Origin of the sequence: Paenibacillus antibioticophila (assembly GCF_000455265.1) — a bacterium.
GTDB classification, from domain to species: Bacteria; Bacillota; Bacilli; order Paenibacillales; family Paenibacillaceae; genus Fontibacillus; species Fontibacillus antibioticophila.
This window is the reverse complement of the sequence record NZ_HG005139.1, coordinates 723812-741863: the sequence shown is the minus strand read 5'-3', so window position 1 is coordinate 741863 and position 18052 is coordinate 723812. Positions and strand designations below refer to the sequence as shown.

Here is an 18052-nt window from a genome sequence, read left to right as displayed (position 1 = left end):
AAAGACGTAGATGATCGGGCCCCTTTTTCAATGTGAGGTTACACCGTGCGTTGCGAAACAATTGCCGATAAGCACTAAAATTATTGGCGGGCGGCTTCCCCTCGCTCCCCATTTGATCAAAAAAGCCGCAATAAACACAAGAAACCAAGGAGTCAAGCGAGAGAAGGCCGCTATACTCCTTGGTTTCTATATAAATATCACTCTATTTTGTTATTAAGGGTATACAGAATTTGGGGACACCCTCTAAAAATCAAGATATTATTTTTGATTCAGACGGTACCCGCCGTGGAATACCGGTCCGACATATTCATTGAATGCATAACCTGCTCTAATCGCCGCCGTGACAAAATCCTTGGCTTTAGCAACCGCCTCTTTTACGGGCAACCCCTGAGCAAGCCCGCCTGTAACGCCTGCGGCAAATGTGCAACCCGCCCCATGATTATGAGCTGGCTCGATCTTTTCTGTCTCGAATATGACATATTCTGTGCCATCATAGAACAGATCGATCGCTTTGTCGCCTTCAAGTGCCTTTCCGCCCTTAATGACAACATTCGCAGCGCCACGATTATGGATAAGCTTGGCAGCTTCCCTCATATCATTGAGATTAACCAGTCTTCCTTTGCCGGACAGCACGCCTGCCTCGAACAAATTTGGCGTAACAACCGTAGCGAGCGGAAGCAACAAATCCCGGATTGCATCTGCACTCTCAGGGTTGAGTACTTCATCTTCCCCTTTGCATACCATTACCGGATCAATCACAACATTTTTTTGCTTGTTTTGTTCGATGCAGCTTTTAACGACTTCAGTAATAGCTACGCTGCCCAGCATTCCTGTCTTCATTGCGTCAACAGGGCCTCCAGCAAACACGGTCTTGAGCTGCTCCGCCACCAGTGACGCCTCTATCGGATACACACTGTGGTGCCAGTCCCGGTCTGGATCCATGGTTACGATCGTCGTCAAGGCGCTGAAACCGTAGGTGCCATACTCCTCGAATGTTTTCAGATCCGCCTGTATTCCTGCACCACCGCTGGAATCACTTCCGGCAATCGTTAAAGTCTTAACAATTTTATTCATGGTCATGCTCCCCTTTGCAATTAGCGTAGCGATAGCTAAGCTTGATTCTGCAATCCATTGTAGCATTATTTTCAATGAATTCACGAATTATTTTTCATTTATTTCAATTTGGATTGAGTCGTGTTCAGTTATACTAGATTGATACTCTTATGCAACTCAGCAGTTGCATGATCTTGAAAAACAGAATAAGCGCCCTCGCACAATACGTGAGGGGCGCTTGTTCTTTGATTATATAAGTTGAACAATAGAAGGTTCACAGAAAAGACATAAGTGTGAAATGTTCTGAAGTGAGTAACAACACTTCACACGTTGCCCCTGCGTACGTTCATTAGTTCAAGGATTCATACCACAGATTGTGCCGCATCAATACGCGCTTGTGTGGCGTTGAAGCATTTCTTGCACACCTTCAAGGGCTGGCCTGAGCTGGTTGTCTTCGTGTACAGCAGCTTGATTCGCGTGCTTCCGCATACCGGGCAGGTGCCGCGGCCTCTGGAAGGAAGCGTCCATAATGATTTTCCACGTTTATTTTTGGCCATCTCATATCCCCTATTTCTAGAAAAATTTCTTCTGATCCCGATTATCCTTCAATATTTCTACGGCTTCACGGAAGCGCAGCGAATGAACGATTTCCCGTTCCCGCAGAAACTTTAGGCTGTCCTGCAGGTCGACATCATCGGTCATGTCGATCAGCCACTGATATGTAGCCCGCGCCTTTTCCTCCGCTGCAATGTCTTCATACAGATCGGCAATCGGATCGCCCTTGGCTTGGATATACGTTGCTGTCCAAGGGACTCCTCCTGCGTTCTGATAGTAAAGTGCCTTGTCGTGATTAACATAGTAGGCTCCCATGCCTGCCGCATCGAACTCTTCTACAGTGGCATCCTTAGTAAGCTTGTAGATCATCGTAGCAATCATCTCAAGATGGGCAAATTCCTCCGTGCCTATGTCATTCAGAAGCCCTATAACTTTATCCGGTATCGTGTACCTCTGATTCAAGTATCTCAGGGCCGCAGACAGTTCCCCATCAGCCCCTCCGTATTGCTCGGTCAGATATTTAGCCATGCGAATATCGCATTTTCCTACGCGGACCGGGTACTGCAATTTTTTCTCATATACCCACATCGCTTATTCATTACCTCCTTTGGGCTGATGATCAGCATGGCGCTTCCCGCACTGCTGCACAGACTAGACCTGCCATGGCCAAGGGACCTTCGACCATTCCCACGGGAATTTGGAATAGGCGCGGCCAAAATTTTGCAAAGGCCCATACAGCACTTGAAATTGATTCGCCAAAATGGTCCGCTCCTGCGTCAACTGGTTGAATTGTTGAATCGCAGCCAAATCATCGGGATGGGTATCCAGGTAAAGGTTCAACTCCACTAATGCAAAATCGAGTGCCTGCAGCTTCTCCAGCATTTCATAAAATTCAGGATCACAATGCGGCTTTGATGTTGAATTCATAATTCACCGTCCTTTCCCCCAGCGGGATTCATAGGGACTGTACAACGCAGGCCAAAGCGTGCCATGGCGCAATGCTTCCTCCGGGCTGAACTGGGGTAAATTAGGTGGCTGAAACGTCATAAATAACTGCGGCGGAGTGCTATATGTTTTGCATAGGATTGGAGGACAAGGATCAAAGGGACCAATGAACGGAACCCACGTCTGTTCTTGGGGATGACTCAAATGAAGTACCTCCTTCTCATCATTTTCCGTTTCTCTTGTTTAACATATGATGTTCGCCTAGAAACTGAACCAATGAATCGGAATATTTTCTTTCGTTACTGGTAGAGTAAGATGGCGGATTATTCCCCCGGACTCTCCGTCAAACCGTGCATACGGATATTCCCGCACACGGCTTTCCTTCGTCAGTTCCCCTATCTTCAGGAGTGAGTCGTCTTCACCCGTCACCGGGCTGAAAATTTCACACGCAAAATGGAGGTTCATCTATTTTGCGCTTGCTGGTTGCTTCAGCTCATTAAAGCCCATGGTGGTTGATTTCTGGATCACCTTGACGATGAATCGTAGAAGTGCAACTAAAACCTCGGCATTTCCAAATTTCAAAGGTATAAGTGCACCTCCTACAGCATTTGGAGTACAGAAGTTTTGGGTCGCTAGAAAAGAGTATCCTCTTTGGATTTGCTTATATAATATTTTGGACCTGCTAACGGACATTTTGAACTATTAGCCGGCTCTTTCGCACATTTTTGAAGGGTAACGGACATTTTTGGCATTTAGGACGTTCATACGGCTCTGGTTCACGCAACTCACCTATCTTAGCAGCCAAAATGTCGTTACATTTCTGACTTTATCCATAGTGGTCTTTAAGGAGACGTAATGTCCGTTAGGCCGAGAATTTCCCCTTCTGAGCCTGAGCAGATGTATCGATTGCGCTGCTTGCGTGCTGACTGCAGTTGTTCCTTTCATTGTTGCTTGAATTGCCAGTTACAGCGCATCAGTCGGTTCAACCTTTGTTCCTCCGCCCGCATAGTGGCTAGTTTTCTGTTTCGCACGCTGAGCGAACTCAACTGGCTTGAGCCATTAATAAAAAAGCAAGCCTTCGGCTGTTTACATGCCGAAGGCTTGCTATGTTATTCCTCATCCGTTGAAGATTGTCCGGACTCCTCGTCCGCTCGATTCTTCGTAATTATTACCCGGGTAATCCGAAGGCGTCCGGCCTCCGCTACCTCCAGTGTCACATCATCGACAGTCTTTTTCTTTCCTTTTGCAGGTGTTCCGTCCAGCTCCTTGAACAGCCAGCCGCCAATCGAATCCACCTCATTATCTTCAATAGATATATGGGCAAGCTCATTCACATCCGAAAGAAGCATTCTTCCATCGACTGAATAAATCCCCTCCCCAATCACTTCTACCTCTTCACGTTCAACATCGAACTCATCGTAGAGATTGCCGACGATTTCTTCGAGAATAACCTCGACAGTTAGAAGGCCGGCCGTCCCCCCATATTCGTCTACGACAACCGTTACTTGGGAATGCTTCTTCTGCATCAGGCGAAGGACTTGGCTAACTTCCATGGATTCCGGCACATTCAGAATGGGCCGGACAATGTCCGCCAGATTCAGCGGTCTTCCATTCTCCGGAAGCAGCAGGTCTGTGATATGGACGAACCCGATAATCTGATCCTTGTCCTCCACTGCGACCGGATAGCGGGAATGCTTGGTATCCGATACGATCTTCAAGTTCTCTTCCCAGGTCAGGTTCGTATACAAGCAGTCCATATCCGTTCTTGGCAGCATAACCTCCCGGGCCAGCATATCCGAGAAATCAAATATGTTATCCATCAGCTTCATTTCCTCTTGATCTATGACACCGCTTCGAGCGCTCTGATCCATCAAAATCCGAATTTCTTCTTCGGAGTGTGCGGCTTCTCCCTCACCGGCCGGTTGAATCCCGATTAACCGCAGAATGCCATTAGCGGCTGAATTAAGCAACCAGATGACCGGGAGGAACAGCTTATAGAAATAAAGCAACGGAGCGGATAGCCACAAAGAAGTCGTCTCCGACCTTTGGATCGCTAGAGACTTTGGAGCAAGCTCGCCGATTACAATATGTAGAAAAGTGATGATAGCAAAGCCCAGCGCAACCGATACCGTAGAGATCAATGTTGGATCACTCACGCCGAATTCATGTAATAATGGCTCAATCAACAGCTCGGATACGGCAGGCTCGCCGACCCAGCCAAGTCCTAGTGAAGCCAGAGTAATGCCAAGCTGGGTGGCTGACAGGTAGGCATCCAGCTTTTTATTGACTCGCAAAGCATACACTGCCCTGCGATTCCCCTCCGTCACCAACTGTGTCAGCCGGGACTGGCGCACTTTGACAAGGGAGAACTCGGCAGCTACAAAAAAGCCATTTAGCATAACCAGAACAAAAACGATTAGCAGGTTGAGGAATAATCTCCCCATCTCGAAATCTGCATGAGCATTGGCTATGGCATATTGCATATTGAAGAGGACCTCTTTTCTATAGAGTAATCGCCTTGCGTGTCTTGAAATCTACGTTGTTATAATACATATCTGCAACGAGAAGATTCGGCCCGCAGCAGCCAGCCGCCTCACAATAGCAATTGACCCGTTGATTCAGCGGATGCTTGTCAAGCCAGTCATCGAAAATATCATCCAGCCGGCGCTCCTTAATGTTGCCGAAGGAAGGAATCGCTGCGAAATCTGTGACAAAAACCTCTCCCGTAAACATGTTCACATTGACACGATTGCGTCCGTCCGGATCGTTGCGAACCGTAACATTCTTCTCCGTCCGGAGCCTTCTCAGCAGGTCAGCATCGGATGCTTGGTCATTGCAGGCGAAGAAAGGCAAGGTACCGAACAGCATCCACAGCTCCGGATCTCTTGCATCCAGCAAGTCCGTAATGGCGCACCGAATTTCATCGAGGCTGAGCTTTGGCAGATTCTCCGCAAAATCAGCAGCATACATAGGATGTACCTCATGCCGCTGACACCCCATCTCGACAATGAGTCGGTGAATCTCCGGAAGCTTCCGATGGGTGCGATAATTGATCATCGACTCCGCCGAGATGAACATCCCGGCTTCACTTAGCTTGCGCGTATTATCGATCATCTTATTATACATTTTATAGGCGACATCTTCATGTACAGGGTGAGGGTTCCGGGCAAAGCCCACCTCATGAAAATCACGGGCACTCGTGTAATTGAATGAGATATGCATAACATCAAGATAAGGCAGGAGCGGCTCATATCGCTCATAATCCAACGTCAGGTTAGAATTCATTTGTGAGCGTATCCCCTTGGATTTGGCGTATTTCAGAAGCGGAAGAATAACCTCCTCCACAGTTTTTCGGCGGAAAGAAGGCTCTCCTCCCGTAATGCTGATCGTCTGCAAATGCTCAACCTGATCCAGCGCATTCAGCATCAGCTCCAATGGAATATGCTCCGGTTCTTTAAACACGAGACTGTCTCCAACCGCACAATGCTCACACCGCATATTGCACAGATTGGTTACGGTCATTTCTACACTGGTAAGCTTGTGCCTGCCATAGGCTCTTAATGAATGGATCGGATCCCAAGGGTCTCGGCCGGGACCGATTGCAGAATCAACGGCTGCCAATCCTGCGTATCGATTCATATTCATGTTGTATTCTCCTCCATTACCCCAATAGTTCATACTCCAAAAAAAGAAGAAACGCACCTTAGAGAGTGCGAATCCGTCGGCATAAAACTATAGCTCAATTTCATCAACTTTTTTAATGATTGTCGTCATACTTTCCAGCAAGTCGAAATCATAAGGAGCCTTCAGTTCTACTCCGTCCGCATCCGCCAGGATACGAACAACAGGCCTGCTTGGAAACTCGTTATGAATTTTGACCACGACTCCCGTCTCTCCCGTGTTCAGGGTCACAGTAATTCCAAGCGGATAAATAGCCACATGATTCCGAAAAAGCTCCAGCTTTGATTTTTCGTACAGCGTACCACAGCCTGTATACAGTACTTCGAGGGCCTCATGCGGAAGCATTGCGGAACGATATACCCGGTGCGTAGTCATGGCATCATAGGTATCCGTAATCGCAATCAATCGGGCAAAGTCCGAAATTTCGTCGCCCCTCAGCCCGCGCGGATAACCGCTCCCGTTCAGTCTCTCATGATGCTGAAACGCACAATGCGCAGATTTAAGAGAGATTCCGGGCTCATCCTTGAGAATCTTGTAGCCCAATTCCGGATGCTTCTTGATTTCATTATACTCTTCATCTGTCAGAGCTGATGTTTTATTCAATATAGACAAAGGGATCTTTGTCTTTCCGATATCATGAAGCAAAGCGCCTAGCCCTAGCAAGGTAAGCTCATCCTTGGTGTATCCTTGCACAAGTCCAAGCACTAAAGAATAGATACAGACATTCAGGGAATGGCGGAACAAATAATGATCCATGCTATTGATGTTCATCATCATAATCATGGTATCCTCACGGCCGCGAAGATCATCCATGACAGTTTCGACCAAACCGGTAAAGGTCTTCCCCAAATAAGGGTAGACCATCCCTTTGACAGAAGGCTCCGAGAGCTTGCGGAAGGTATCGCGAATATCCTGAAGAGCCTTGCGCCGCGTACTCTCCTCGATCATATCTTCAACAACAACATCATCCGTACGAGGGTCAGAGATATAAACATAATCCAACCCGTGCAATTGCATTCGGCGAATAATTACATCATTCAGTTCTGCATTTTCCGAGAGTAAGATAATTCCCTCTTCATTATATATCTTCTTTCCCAAGCGCATGCCGGGTTGTAACGAACTGACTGGTAACAAGCGCAACTAAAACCACTTCCGTCTCTCCAAAATTACAAAATGTAAAAATAAAAATTCGATTAATTATACAATACATCATCCTGTATTAAAATAAAATCCGACGAACTTATTTATTTTCCGAGCGGTATCCACCGATTTAATCGACATTGTTCGATGGCGCCCGGGATCTGAAGCTCATGTCTAAGCAAATCCCGCAGAAAATCGGGAAGCATATACACGATGTCTTTACCCGTTTTAATCCGCTCGTAACCATTGCCAAAGGTAAACATGCTCAAGGTTCCTACGGTATAGGTCTGCTCCTGTCGAAGAGGAACTCCCTGGATGCTAGCCTGAATGATCCGCTGGTAAGGCGCCCTGGACGGATCGTATATAATCTCCATCCCATCAACGCAAATTCCTCCCAGTACCTTTCCGCGAAAACCAAAACCCGTAATGGCTCGTCCAGTCCACTCCGGCAGCAGCGACTGCTCCAGCGTATATAGAATATCCTCCCCGGTAAGGAGCAGGCGGCAAGGATTAATCGGAGACGGACACAATTGATGCAGCATTCCCCATGTAATCTCTCCCTGAGGTAATTCCCCCAGCAGTTGCCCGCTGTTAACCAACGAAATTTCTGTATCCGTATGTCTTCTGACCGCCTGGGCGAGAAAATTAGCAAACGGGGATTCCGACTCATACTTCTCATCCAATTCAAGCTTTCTGTCCGTATATGCAATCTCAGTATTCATTCGTTCGTCTGCTGCCGCTCTATGAATTTCAAGCGCCTGTCTGATAGCTTCACTTCCGGCACCCTCATTTACGGGAATACAACGCCCTGCGGTTACAACGGGTTTTCCGGTAGCCTTGCTCCGGGTAATCGTTATGAGCCCCAGATACCGTCCGTATTTGCCTGCTGCAGAGATCGTCGTATCCCCGATAACAAGCGGAACCTCCAGCAAATGATGGGTATGCCCGCCAAGTATCAAATCGATCCCCGGAATCTTTGCCGCCATTTCTTCATCCACCTGCAGTCCCAGATGGGACATCACGATAATAAGGTCCACTTCGCTTCGCATTTGTCTTACTTCGGCAGCAATCGCTGCAATGGGGTCCATGGCTTCAATGCCAAGCAGATTATAGAGAAGAGGGTAAGCAGCCGTAGCTCCGATTAGACCGATCCTCATGCCTCCGCGTTCAATAATAAGCCGTTCATTCATCCAGGACGGGGGTTCGCCAGTAGCATATTCCCGGAAATTACCGCATACAACAGGACAGATTAAACCGGAATAGGCCTGCTGAAGCATTTCCAAAGTAAACGTCAAACCTTCATTATTACCAATCGTAATCGCGTCATATCCCGTCAGGTTAAGCATGTCTACATTGGCTTGACCCAAAGTTCCTTCCGTTTCCACCGCTGCTCTGTCCATATGGTCCCCTATATCAAGCAACAGCAATGAAGATCCGTATTGCGCCCGCAGTTGCTCCACCATTTCAGCAATTCGTTCCATCGCCGAGAAGTGACTGTGAATGTCATTCGTATAAGCGATATGTAATGTATCCTGCTCCGAGTCCTCCAGCATGAATACTCCTCCTTGTTGTCGCAAAAAACATACTTTGTCATAGTGCCAATTTACAGAATACTACAAATATTATATACCTCAGACTTAAAAAATGTCTTTTGAATAAATTATTTTATAGATTTTTTAGACTCGCATTTATATACTTCTCTCCTTTGGCTAAACATGTAAGGTATTCCTTTAAAAAGAACATTTCATTGAAAATCCAGAAACTCCCTGTTATGATAAAGAAAATTGGAAAGTACGAGGTGTCATCTTCCTTGAGAGTTCATATCATGGATATCCAACCCGGCGACCAGCTTGAAGCTGATGTTTTCAATCATTTTGGCGTCCTGATTCTCCAGAAAGATCAGGAATTATCCAGCTCAGCCATCGTGAAACTGATGCAGCACGGCATTGATTACATTGATATACGTCCGCATGAAGTGAATGTTCAAGTTCCCAAGGCCGAATTACTCCCACCGCAGGTCCAAAAAATGAAAGCGCTTTTTGACAGTGCCGTTGACAGCTTTGAATCGCTATTTGAGGATGTGCTTACCAAAGGAACGTTTGATAACGAACAGGTGGATCGAACAATCGACCCTATCGTTAATCAATTGGCTGCACAGAAGGATGTTGTCTCACTCTTGCTGCTCTTGAATGACAACAACGACAACTATACATATAATCATTCGCTTCAGGTTGGAATGCTCTCTTATTATATTGCCATTTGGCTCGGTTACCCCCAAGAAGATGCTTACCTGGCAGGTAAAGCCGGTTATTTGATCGATATCGGGAAATGCAAGATCCCGCAAGACATTCTACATAAGCCCGGCAAGCTTACTCCGGAGGAATTTGAAGAGATTAAACTTCACACCACCTACGGTCATGAGATTATTCTGAACTCTACAGGAGACGAGCTCTCGGCACTCATCGCCTTGCAGCATCACGAACGGGAAGACGGCTCAGGCTACCCTAAAGGTCTTCACGGGAGTGATATCCACCCTTTTGCCAAGATCGCCGCGGTTGCGGACGTATATTCAGCGATGACCTCCAACCGGAGCTATCAATCCAAGAAAGAACTGTTAACGGTGCTAAGAGAGCTTAACGAGCTCAGCTTCGGCAAGCTTAGCCCGGAACCGACTCAAGTTCTGATCAATCATCTAGTACCGAATTTTATCGGCAAGAAAGTATTGCTCAGCTCCGGGGAGATCGGATCGATTGTAATGACCAATCAATCAGACTTCTTCCGGCCGCTGGTGAAGGCTGATTCCCGGTTTGTCGATCTCTCGAAGATGAGAGATATCGCGATTACCGAAGTGTATCTGTAGTCCTATGATAAAAACGTGTCCCCCGCTTATCTCAACCGTCGAGTTAAGGGGAGGACACGTTTTTTATAGTTTCGGACTGCATTCGGGTATTAACCGATAGAGCCCTCCATTTCAAATTTGATTAATCTATTCATTTCGACCGCATACTCCATTGGTAGCTCTTTCGTGAACGGCTCGATGAAGCCCATGACGATCATCTGGGTTGCTTCTGCTTCGGACAGCCCGCGGCTCATCAGATAGAACAGCTGCTCCTCCGACACCTTGGATACCGTCGCTTCATGCTCCAGCACAATGTTATCATTCATGATTTCATTGTACGGAATCGTATCGGAGGTGGATTGGTTATCCAGAATAAGCGTATCGCACTTGATGTTGGATTTCGCACCCTCCGCCTGACGGCCGAAGGAAGCAAGTCCGCGGTAGGTTACCTTACCACCGTGCTTACTGATCGATTTGGAGACGATCGTGGAGGTGGTATCCGGCGCCAGGTGAATCATCTTCGCTCCGGCATCCTGATGCTGGCCTTTACCGGCTACTGCGATGGACAGCACACTGCCCTTCGCGCCGCGTCCTTTCAGGATAACAGCAGGATACTTCATCGTCAGCTTGGAGCCGATGTTACCATCAACCCATTCCATCGTCGCATTCTCTTCAGCAACCGCACGCTTGGTAACCAGGTTGTAAATGTTCGGCGCCCAGTTCTGGATCGTCGTGTAGCGCACACGCGCGTTCTTCTTGCAGATAATCTCTACAACCGCGCTGTGCAGCGAGTTCGTGCTGTAAATCGGAGCGGTACAGCCTTCTACATAATGCACGAAGCTGTCCTCATCGGCGATGATCAATGTGCGCTCGAATTGTCCCATATTTTCGGAGTTAATCCGGAAGTAGGCTTGCAGCGGCACTTCACATTTAACACCCTTAGGCACATAGATGAAGCTGCCTCCGGACCAAACGGCACTGTTCAGTGCGGCGAATTTATTATCTGCAGGAGGGATAACTGTTGCGAAATACTCGCGGAAAATCTCCGGATGCTCTCTCAGAGCCGTATCCGTATCCATGAAAATTACGCCCTGCTCCTCCAGGTTTTTCTGCATACTGTGATAGACGACCTCGGATTCATACTGCGCGGATACCCCGGCCAGGAACTTCTGCTCCGCTTCCGGGATCCCCAGTTTGTCAAAGGTCTCCTTGATCTCGGCAGGCACCTCTTCCCAGGTCTTGCCTTGCTTCTCGGAAGGTCTTACATAATACTGAATATCATTGAAATCCAGCTCATCCAAATCCCCGCCCCAACGCGGTGTCGGCATTTTTTCGAATTGCTCCAGGGACTTCAGCCGGAAGTTCAGCATCCACTCCGGTTCGTTCTTGATGCGAGAAATCTCCGTCACGATTTCGCGGGTCAACCCTTTTCCGGTTTGAAACACCGCCTTGTGTTCGTCACGGAAGCCATATTTATACTCCTCCATCTCAGGGGCCTTTTTAGCCATGGTGCCTTACCTCCTTCAAAATAATGATTAGCTTTCCTGTTCCATACCCTTCTTGAGTGCATTCCACGCAAGGGTGGCGCATTTGATCCGGGCCGGAAATTTATTCACGCCTGACAGTGCTTCGATATCCTCATAATCATCAAACTCAACTGGTTCGCCCTTCATTAAGCTAGAGAACCGGTCCGCCAGCTCCAATGCTTCTTCGACAGTACGGCCCTTGACCGCCTCTGTCATCATCGAAGCTGAGGACATGCTGATGGAGCAGCCTTCCCCTGTGAATCTGGCGTTCTTGACGACGTGGTCCTCAACCTGAAGCTGTAACGAAATCCGGTCCCCGCAGGTCGGATTGTTCAGATCGATTGTCAAGGCTCCTTCTTCAAACTTTCCGCGATTGCGCGGGTTTTTATAATGATCCATAATAACACGGCGGTACAAATCATCCAGTTGCATTACGCGAAGTACTCCTTTGCTTGGATTAAAGCTTCCGCAAGCCGGTCAATATCCTTCTCCGTGTTGTACATGTACAAGCTGGCTCTTGCCGTTGAGCTTGCTTGCAGCCAACGCATCAAGGGCTGGCAGCAATGATGTCCTGCACGGATTGCAATTCCCATCGTATCAAGGACAGTAGCCACATCGTGCGGATGAACGTCGAGCAGATTGAATGTCAGCAATCCAACCTCACGCTCCCGGGGACCGTACAGCGTCAAGCCATCAATCTCTGACAATCGCCCGATGGCATACGCAGCAAGCTTTGTCTCATGACGGTGGATTTCATCCAGACCGATTTCCTCCAGAAAATCGATAGCTGCGGCAAGACCTACCGCTCCGGCGATGATCGGCGTCCCGCCTTCAAATTTCCAAGGCAGCTCCTTCCATGTCGAATCATAGAGGCCGACATCATCGATCATTTCGCCGCCGAATTCAATCGGCTCCATCGATTCCAGCAGATGCTTCTTTCCATATAGTACTCCAATTCCAGTCGGCGCGCACATTTTATGGCCGGAAAAGGCATAGAAATCACAATCCAAATCCTGGACGTCCACCTTCATATGAGGCGTGCTTTGAGCGCCATCGACGACCATCACACCGCCGTGGCGATGAACAATAGCCGCAATCTCCTTGACAGGGTTCACTACGCCAAGCACGTTCGACACATAAGCCATTGAGACAATCTTCGTCTTGGAGGTCACAGCCTTCTCTACATCCTCAAGCTCGACATGACCGTCCGGCTGCAGCGGAATATATTTCAGTACAGCTCCAGTTCGCTTGGCTAATTGCTGCCATGGAATCAGGTTGCTGTGGTGCTCCATTGGAGTGATTACGATCTCATCTCCGGCTTCAAGCACTGACGGGCCATAGGAGGAGGCCACCAGATTCAGCGCAGTGGTCGTTCCGCGCATGAAAATAATCTCCTCCGTCTTGGCCGCCCCAATAAAACGGGCGACACGCTCTCTAGCCCCTTCATAAGCATCGGTAGCCCGGCTGCCCAGCGTATGAACCCCGCGATGCACATTGGCATTGTCGTGCTCATAATATGCTTGGACAGCCTCAAGTACTTTCTTCGGCTTCTGGGAGCTTGCCGCGCTGTCCAGATAGACCAGCGGGTGCCCGTTTATTTCCTGATTCAAAATTGGAAACTGGGATTTAATCAGTTCCGCATTCATTGGCCTAACTTCCTTTCCACTAATCCCTGCAATTGCTGCTGCAGCTGCTCCAGTGGAATATCCGATACGACCGGAGCCAGGAAGCCGTAAATAATCAGGCGTTCCGCCTGCTCACGGGAAATACCGCGCGACATCAGGTAATAAATCTGCTCCTGGTTCACCTGTCCAACCGATGCTGCGTGCCCCGCCGTTACATCGTCTTCGTCAATGAGAAGGATCGGGTTTGCATCCCCGCGTGCTTTAGGGCTGAGCATCAGCACTTTTTCAGTCTGCTGTCCATCCGCCTTGGTTGCGCCCTTCTCGATCTTGGTGATCCCGTTGATGATGGCCGAAGCTTGCTCCCGCATGACCGCACGGGTAATCATCTGACTCTCCGAGCTTTTGCCAAAATGAACTGCTTTGGTGGTATAGTTCAAGCGTTGGGAGCCGGAGCCAACCGCAATGACCTTCGCATCGGAATTCGAGCCATTGCCCTTCAGAATCGTCAAGGTCTCGCTGGCTGAGTCCCCGCTATTCATTTCGCCTACAATCCATTCGATGCTCGCATCGTTTCCAAGCATAGCCCGGCGGATCGTATAATCGGTTGTCGTTGCATTCAGGTGATGGACCGTTGCAAATTGCACCTTGGCGCCATCCTTGGCGATGACCTCAGCCGCACCGTTATGCACAATGCTTTCGCTATAGTCTCCGGAAATATAATTATCGACGTAAGTTACCCGGCTGTTCTCCCCAGCCACGATAAGCACATGAGGTGCGAATACGGTCTCTGTACTGTCGACCAGGAAAATACTTTGCAGCGGAATATCGACTTCCACATTTTTGGGTACATAGAGGAATACGCCGCCGTTCCAAAGCGCGCTATGCAGAGCGCTTAGACGGTTCTCCTCCGGCTTAATGATCGAATGAAGATAGGGCTTCACCAGATCTTCATGATCACGCGCCGCTGTCTGCAGGTCTGTAAAAATAACGCCTTTTTCAGCTAAATCAGCGCTCAGCTGCGCAAATACAATCGCATGATTTTGCTGAACCAGCAAATTACTGTTCTCCTGCAGATTTACGAATGATGCTACCTGCTCCGGGAGCTGCTCCTTTAATGCGGGAGCGGAGGAGGTCCATGAGCCAAAATGGTTCAGGTCCCACCGTTCAATCTTTGTCTTTTCCAATGTAGGCAATTCCAGATCGGCGGCAAGCTTCAGCGCATCTACTCTGCTGTCTGTAAGCCAAGCCGGCTCACCGCTGCCCGAAGAAGAGCTCCGCAGTTGTTCCGGATTGACCGGAAGAACGATTTGTGTCGTCATTTTGCTTCTCCTCCTTCCGATTAGGCTTCTTGGCCTACAGTTTCATCCACAATACCGAGTTCTTCCTTCACCCAATCATAACCGTCACGTTCCAGACGTTCGGCAAGTTCAGGTCCGCCGGATTTCACAATACGTCCTTGCATCATGACATGGACATAGTCCGGAGTAATATAGTTAAGCAAACGTTGATAGTGCGTAATGATCAAGAAGCCGCGTTCTTCGCTGCGCATGGCGTTAACACCGTTCGCAACAATGCGGAGCGCATCGATATCAAGACCGGAGTCGATTTCGTCAAGAATAACGATCTTCGGATCAAGCATCATCATCTGAAGAATTTCGTTCCGCTTCTTCTCCCCGCCGGAGAAGCCTTCATTCAAATAACGATGAGCGAACTCAGGATTGATCTCAAGCTCTTTCATCTTGGTTTCCATTTGACGTATGAATTTGATCAGGGAAATTTCATTTCCTTCTCCGCGGCGTGCATTGATCGCACTGCGCAAGAAGTCGGAATTGGTTACACCCGCGATCTCGCTCGGATATTGCATAGCAAGGAATAATCCTGCCAATGCGCGTTCATCGACACCCATCTCCAGCACATCTTCACCGTCGATAGTTACCTTACCATCGGTTACTTCATACTTCGGATGACCCATCAATGCAGAAGCCAGCGTACTCTTGCCTGTTCCATTCGGCCCCATGATCGCATGAATCTCTCCACCTTTTATTTCAAGGTCGATCCCTTTCAGAATCTCTTTCCCCTCGATTTCTGCTTTCAATCCTTCTACAACAAAACTCGTTGCCATGCCTATTGCTCCCTTCATTCATCATTTGAGCTATCCTTTACAATTTGATGCCATTATAACATAATGATTATCAAATTAGAATAATTCTAGATGATTATCATTGATTATCAATTACTCATATAACATTCTAACCTACTTTACCTGCTTAATCAACGAAACCAGACAGAGTCCCAGAGGATCTTGTCGATTAACAGAAGAGGCCTGACCATATCGGCCAAGCCATCTTCAGGTCCTTCACTCTGCAGTTAATCGAGATAAGATCTCAGCATCCACATATGCTTTTCGACGTCGCCCTTGAAGCCAGTCAGCAAGTCTGCTGTTGGTTCATCGCCTTCCTTGTCGGCAAGCTCAATCCCTTCAAGGAATGATTCTGAAAGAGTAGCCAGATCTTCAATCAGCTGCTGCACCATTGTCCGTGCGTCTTCTTGACCGCTTGCTTCCTGAATCGTTGCAAGCTCCAGGTATTCCTTAAGGGTTGCCGAAGGACTCCCCTTGATCGTAAGCAAGCGCTCGGCAACGGCGTCCATTTTTTCAGTAACATCGTTATACAATTCTTCGAATTTCTCATGCAGGGTGAAGAAGTTCTCACCCTTCACATACCAGTGATAATTATGCAGCTTCACATAAAGAACATTCAGGTTCGCCACCTGTTCATTAAGCACTTGCTCCAGACTTGATTGTTTCGTTTTGCTTGAAGATTTTGCATCGGCTTTAGCCATTTCAAACCCCTCGCTTTCGATAATGATCAAGAGCTCAATAGTGTAAATATACCCGTACAAGGTTGAGCCTAAACAAGCTGTATCCTTGTCAATATTATACTCCATTTCCGTTGGAAAAGAAAAATACGATCCGACATCCTTGAGATGAAATCGCAAGAAGGGTGCTGAATCAAATCGAATATTGTTGAGTAATCCACCCAAAACTATTTACAGTAAGAAACATCTTGATTTTTTTGTATTTGATCGTCGAAGGACTAGGCATGTCCTGTCACTGGTGCTATGATATTGAATGCGAAACCTATCAAGAATGCTGGGGGCAATATGGAAAATCAGAAGAATGACAATTCAAAAGAAGGCAATACAGCGAAGGCAGCAAGCACAAAGGAAGATCTTGGCTTCTTGTTCAACGTTGAAATTCTAGTCCGCAGCGAGACCAACGCTAAAGCACTGCAATTTCTGCTGCAGGCACTCAATCAAAGCGGGCATATTATTGATTATAAAGTCAACTCAGGGATCGAGCTTGGAACGATTATCGAATCCCTGCTCTCGACGAAGAAGCAATCCATCATATCCAAATCGTACAAGAGATTGAATGTAGCAAAAGATGAAGAACAGGCTAATGCCTCCTCCAAAACCAGTAGCGGCAAAAGCTCCGATCCTGTCAAGGCTGAGCTGTCTCAGGACAGCAGCAAGCAAACCTCGTTCGACGAATTCGCCAAAAATGAAGAGTTTACACTATGGATTCAAAAATTTATTATTGAAAATCGGCTGGTCCGCCTGCTTGTTCATCGGAAAGGTGAACGGATGAGCATTCCTTGCAGGATCTTGAATTACATGTCCGATACTTCCACAATCAATGTATATCATGTTGATGAGAAGCGCGTGTATAACTTCAGATTAAATGAGATTATCGATTTTATCGATATCAAATAATAGCTTCATTGTATCGAGATATGAAATGCCCCAATATTCCATCCATGTGGATATCGGGGCATTCTTATTATTGATTAATTTTTCTTCAGCACACCAAGCGCAAGCATCAGCCAGCCTGCCAGGAAGGCTACCCCGCCTAACGGCGTAACCGGGCCTAGCCAGCTCCACCCTGCCGTTGAAAGAAGGTACAGGCTTCCGGAAAAAAGCACGATTCCGATCAGGAATAACCAGCCTGCCCAGCGCAGCCGATGGTGGTCTCCCCCCAGGCCCGAAGCTGCGGCTGCGAGTATCACCGCGATACCGTGTATCATATGATAATGTACACCGGTCTCAAAAGTTCCCACTGCATCTGCTCCAATGATCGGCTCGAGCACATGCGCGCCAAAGGCACCGAGAGCGACGGAGAGCAGCATGAGGAATGCACCGATTGCCGCCATTTTCCGATCCATATTTTCAAGCACCTCCTAAATATATGTATGAGATTCTGGCATTCACCTTTTACTCTAACACAATTTTAAAGATGTTAAACCGGTTTCTTTTTTGTTAGAATAGAATTTGGATTATATGTTAGCAAGGAGAGACGTATGTCAAAAGTCAAAATTTTTGCGGACAGCACCTCTGATTTGCCGGCAGGCTGGGCCAGCGAGCATCATATCGGCATTATTCCGCTCTATGTTGTTTTTGATGATCATACCTACAGGGACGGACTGGACATCAATCCGGAGCAATTGTATAGCAAGGTTGACGCCATAGGTTCTCTGCCGAAGACGACTGCACCGTCACCGAAGGATTTTATGGATGCGTTTGCTCCTTACATCGAACGCGGTGAAGAAGTCGTCTATCTGAGTATTTCCTCGCATTTATCTTCGACTTATCAGAATGCCCTGCTGGCGGCTGGTGAATTCCCGGAAGGG

The 18052-nt window shown here is 47.8% G+C and carries 19 protein-coding genes; 3 read left to right on the top strand and 16 right to left on the bottom strand.

Features of this window, described 5'->3' with window-relative positions:
- Window positions 1–258: 258 nt before the first annotated feature.
- The 9 genes from thiD to TX85_RS03170 all read right to left on the bottom strand — a co-directional run bounded on the left by thiD (window position 259) and on the right by TX85_RS03170 (window position 8924).
- Window positions 259–1074, bottom strand: coding sequence for a bifunctional hydroxymethylpyrimidine kinase/phosphomethylpyrimidine kinase (gene thiD, locus TX85_RS03210; RefSeq protein ID WP_044477694.1), 816 nt, complete (start codon window positions 1072–1074; stop codon window positions 259–261).
- 341 nt (window positions 1075–1415) lie between these two features.
- Window positions 1416–1610 carry a hypothetical protein gene (locus TX85_RS03205; RefSeq protein ID WP_044477693.1) on the bottom strand — a complete coding sequence of 65 codons (195 nt, stop codon included), beginning with the start codon at window positions 1608–1610 and terminating at the stop codon, window positions 1416–1418.
- A 16-nt stretch (window positions 1611–1626) separates the two neighbouring features.
- Window positions 1627–2196, bottom strand: coding sequence for a manganese catalase family protein (locus TX85_RS03200; RefSeq protein WP_044477692.1), 570 nt, complete (start codon window positions 2194–2196; stop codon window positions 1627–1629).
- A gap of 63 nt (window positions 2197–2259) precedes the next feature.
- Window positions 2260–2535, bottom strand: coding sequence for a spore coat protein CotJB (locus tag TX85_RS03195; protein ID WP_044477691.1), 276 nt, complete (start codon window positions 2533–2535; stop codon window positions 2260–2262).
- A 3-nt stretch (window positions 2536–2538) separates the two neighbouring features.
- On the bottom strand, window positions 2539–2757 hold the full coding sequence (locus TX85_RS25700; RefSeq protein ID WP_071784154.1) for a spore coat associated protein CotJA: 219 nt from the start codon (window positions 2755–2757) through the stop codon (window positions 2539–2541).
- Window positions 2758–3662: 905 nt separating this feature from the next.
- On the bottom strand, window positions 3663–5036 hold the full coding sequence (locus TX85_RS03185; protein ID WP_044477689.1) for a hemolysin family protein: 1374 nt from the start codon (window positions 5034–5036) through the stop codon (window positions 3663–3665).
- A gap of 19 nt (window positions 5037–5055) precedes the next feature.
- Entirely contained in the window at window positions 5056–6192 is a 1137-nt protein-coding gene (yfkAB, locus tag TX85_RS03180) for a radical SAM/CxCxxxxC motif protein YfkAB (protein ID WP_044479764.1), read from the bottom strand.
- Between the two features lie 93 nt (window positions 6193–6285).
- Window positions 6286–7374, bottom strand: coding sequence for an HD-GYP domain-containing protein (locus TX85_RS03175; RefSeq protein ID WP_044477688.1), 1089 nt, complete (start codon window positions 7372–7374; stop codon window positions 6286–6288).
- Window positions 7375–7478: 104 nt separating this feature from the next.
- Entirely contained in the window at window positions 7479–8924 is a 1446-nt protein-coding gene (locus tag TX85_RS03170; protein WP_187375149.1) for a bifunctional metallophosphatase/5'-nucleotidase, read from the bottom strand.
- Between the two features lie 260 nt (window positions 8925–9184).
- Here TX85_RS03170 and TX85_RS03165 point away from each other — a divergent pair, with 260 nt between their 5' ends.
- Entirely contained in the window at window positions 9185–10234 is a 1050-nt protein-coding gene (locus TX85_RS03165; RefSeq protein ID WP_044477686.1) for an HD-GYP domain-containing protein, read from the top strand.
- Window positions 10235–10323: 89 nt separating this feature from the next.
- Here the strand turns inward: TX85_RS03165 and sufB are convergent, their stop codons facing one another.
- The 6 genes from sufB to TX85_RS03135 all read right to left on the bottom strand — a co-directional run bounded on the left by sufB (window position 10324) and on the right by TX85_RS03135 (window position 16205).
- Window positions 10324–11721 carry a Fe-S cluster assembly protein SufB gene (gene sufB, locus TX85_RS03160; RefSeq protein ID WP_044477685.1) on the bottom strand — a complete coding sequence of 466 codons (1398 nt, stop codon included), beginning with the start codon at window positions 11719–11721 and terminating at the stop codon, window positions 10324–10326.
- Window positions 11722–11748: 27 nt separating this feature from the next.
- Window positions 11749–12171 (bottom strand): Fe-S cluster assembly sulfur transfer protein SufU, encoded by a 423-nt coding sequence (sufU, locus tag TX85_RS03155; RefSeq protein ID WP_044477684.1) that lies wholly within the window; start codon window positions 12169–12171, stop codon window positions 11749–11751.
- Complete coding sequence (locus TX85_RS03150) at window positions 12171–13385, bottom strand: cysteine desulfurase (protein WP_044477683.1); 1215 nt, start codon at window positions 13383–13385, stop codon at window positions 12171–12173. The genes sufU and TX85_RS03150 overlap by 1 nt, the downstream gene beginning before the upstream one ends.
- Window positions 13382–14683 carry a Fe-S cluster assembly protein SufD gene (sufD, locus tag TX85_RS03145; RefSeq protein ID WP_044477682.1) on the bottom strand — a complete coding sequence of 434 codons (1302 nt, stop codon included), beginning with the start codon at window positions 14681–14683 and terminating at the stop codon, window positions 13382–13384. Before sufD ends, TX85_RS03150 begins: the two co-directional genes overlap by 4 nt.
- Window positions 14684–14703: 20 nt before the next feature.
- Entirely contained in the window at window positions 14704–15486 is a 783-nt protein-coding gene (gene sufC, locus TX85_RS03140; RefSeq protein ID WP_044477681.1) for a Fe-S cluster assembly ATPase SufC, read from the bottom strand.
- A 245-nt stretch (window positions 15487–15731) separates the two neighbouring features.
- Window positions 15732–16205, bottom strand: coding sequence for a Dps family protein (locus tag TX85_RS03135; protein WP_044479763.1), 474 nt, complete (start codon window positions 16203–16205; stop codon window positions 15732–15734).
- 321 nt (window positions 16206–16526) lie between these two features.
- Here TX85_RS03135 and TX85_RS03130 point away from each other — a divergent pair, with 321 nt between their 5' ends.
- Window positions 16527–17138 (top strand): hypothetical protein, encoded by a 612-nt coding sequence (locus TX85_RS03130; RefSeq protein ID WP_044479762.1) that lies wholly within the window; start codon window positions 16527–16529, stop codon window positions 17136–17138.
- A 74-nt stretch (window positions 17139–17212) separates the two neighbouring features.
- Here the strand turns inward: TX85_RS03130 and TX85_RS03125 are convergent, their stop codons facing one another.
- Entirely contained in the window at window positions 17213–17587 is a 375-nt protein-coding gene (locus tag TX85_RS03125) for a DUF423 domain-containing protein (RefSeq protein WP_044477680.1), read from the bottom strand.
- Window positions 17588–17722: 135 nt separating this feature from the next.
- On the opposite strand from TX85_RS03125, the gene TX85_RS27235 reads away from it, so the two are divergent.
- A partial coding sequence (locus tag TX85_RS27235) for a DegV family protein (RefSeq protein ID WP_044477679.1) occupies window positions 17723–18052 on the top strand: 330 nt, incomplete at its 3' end.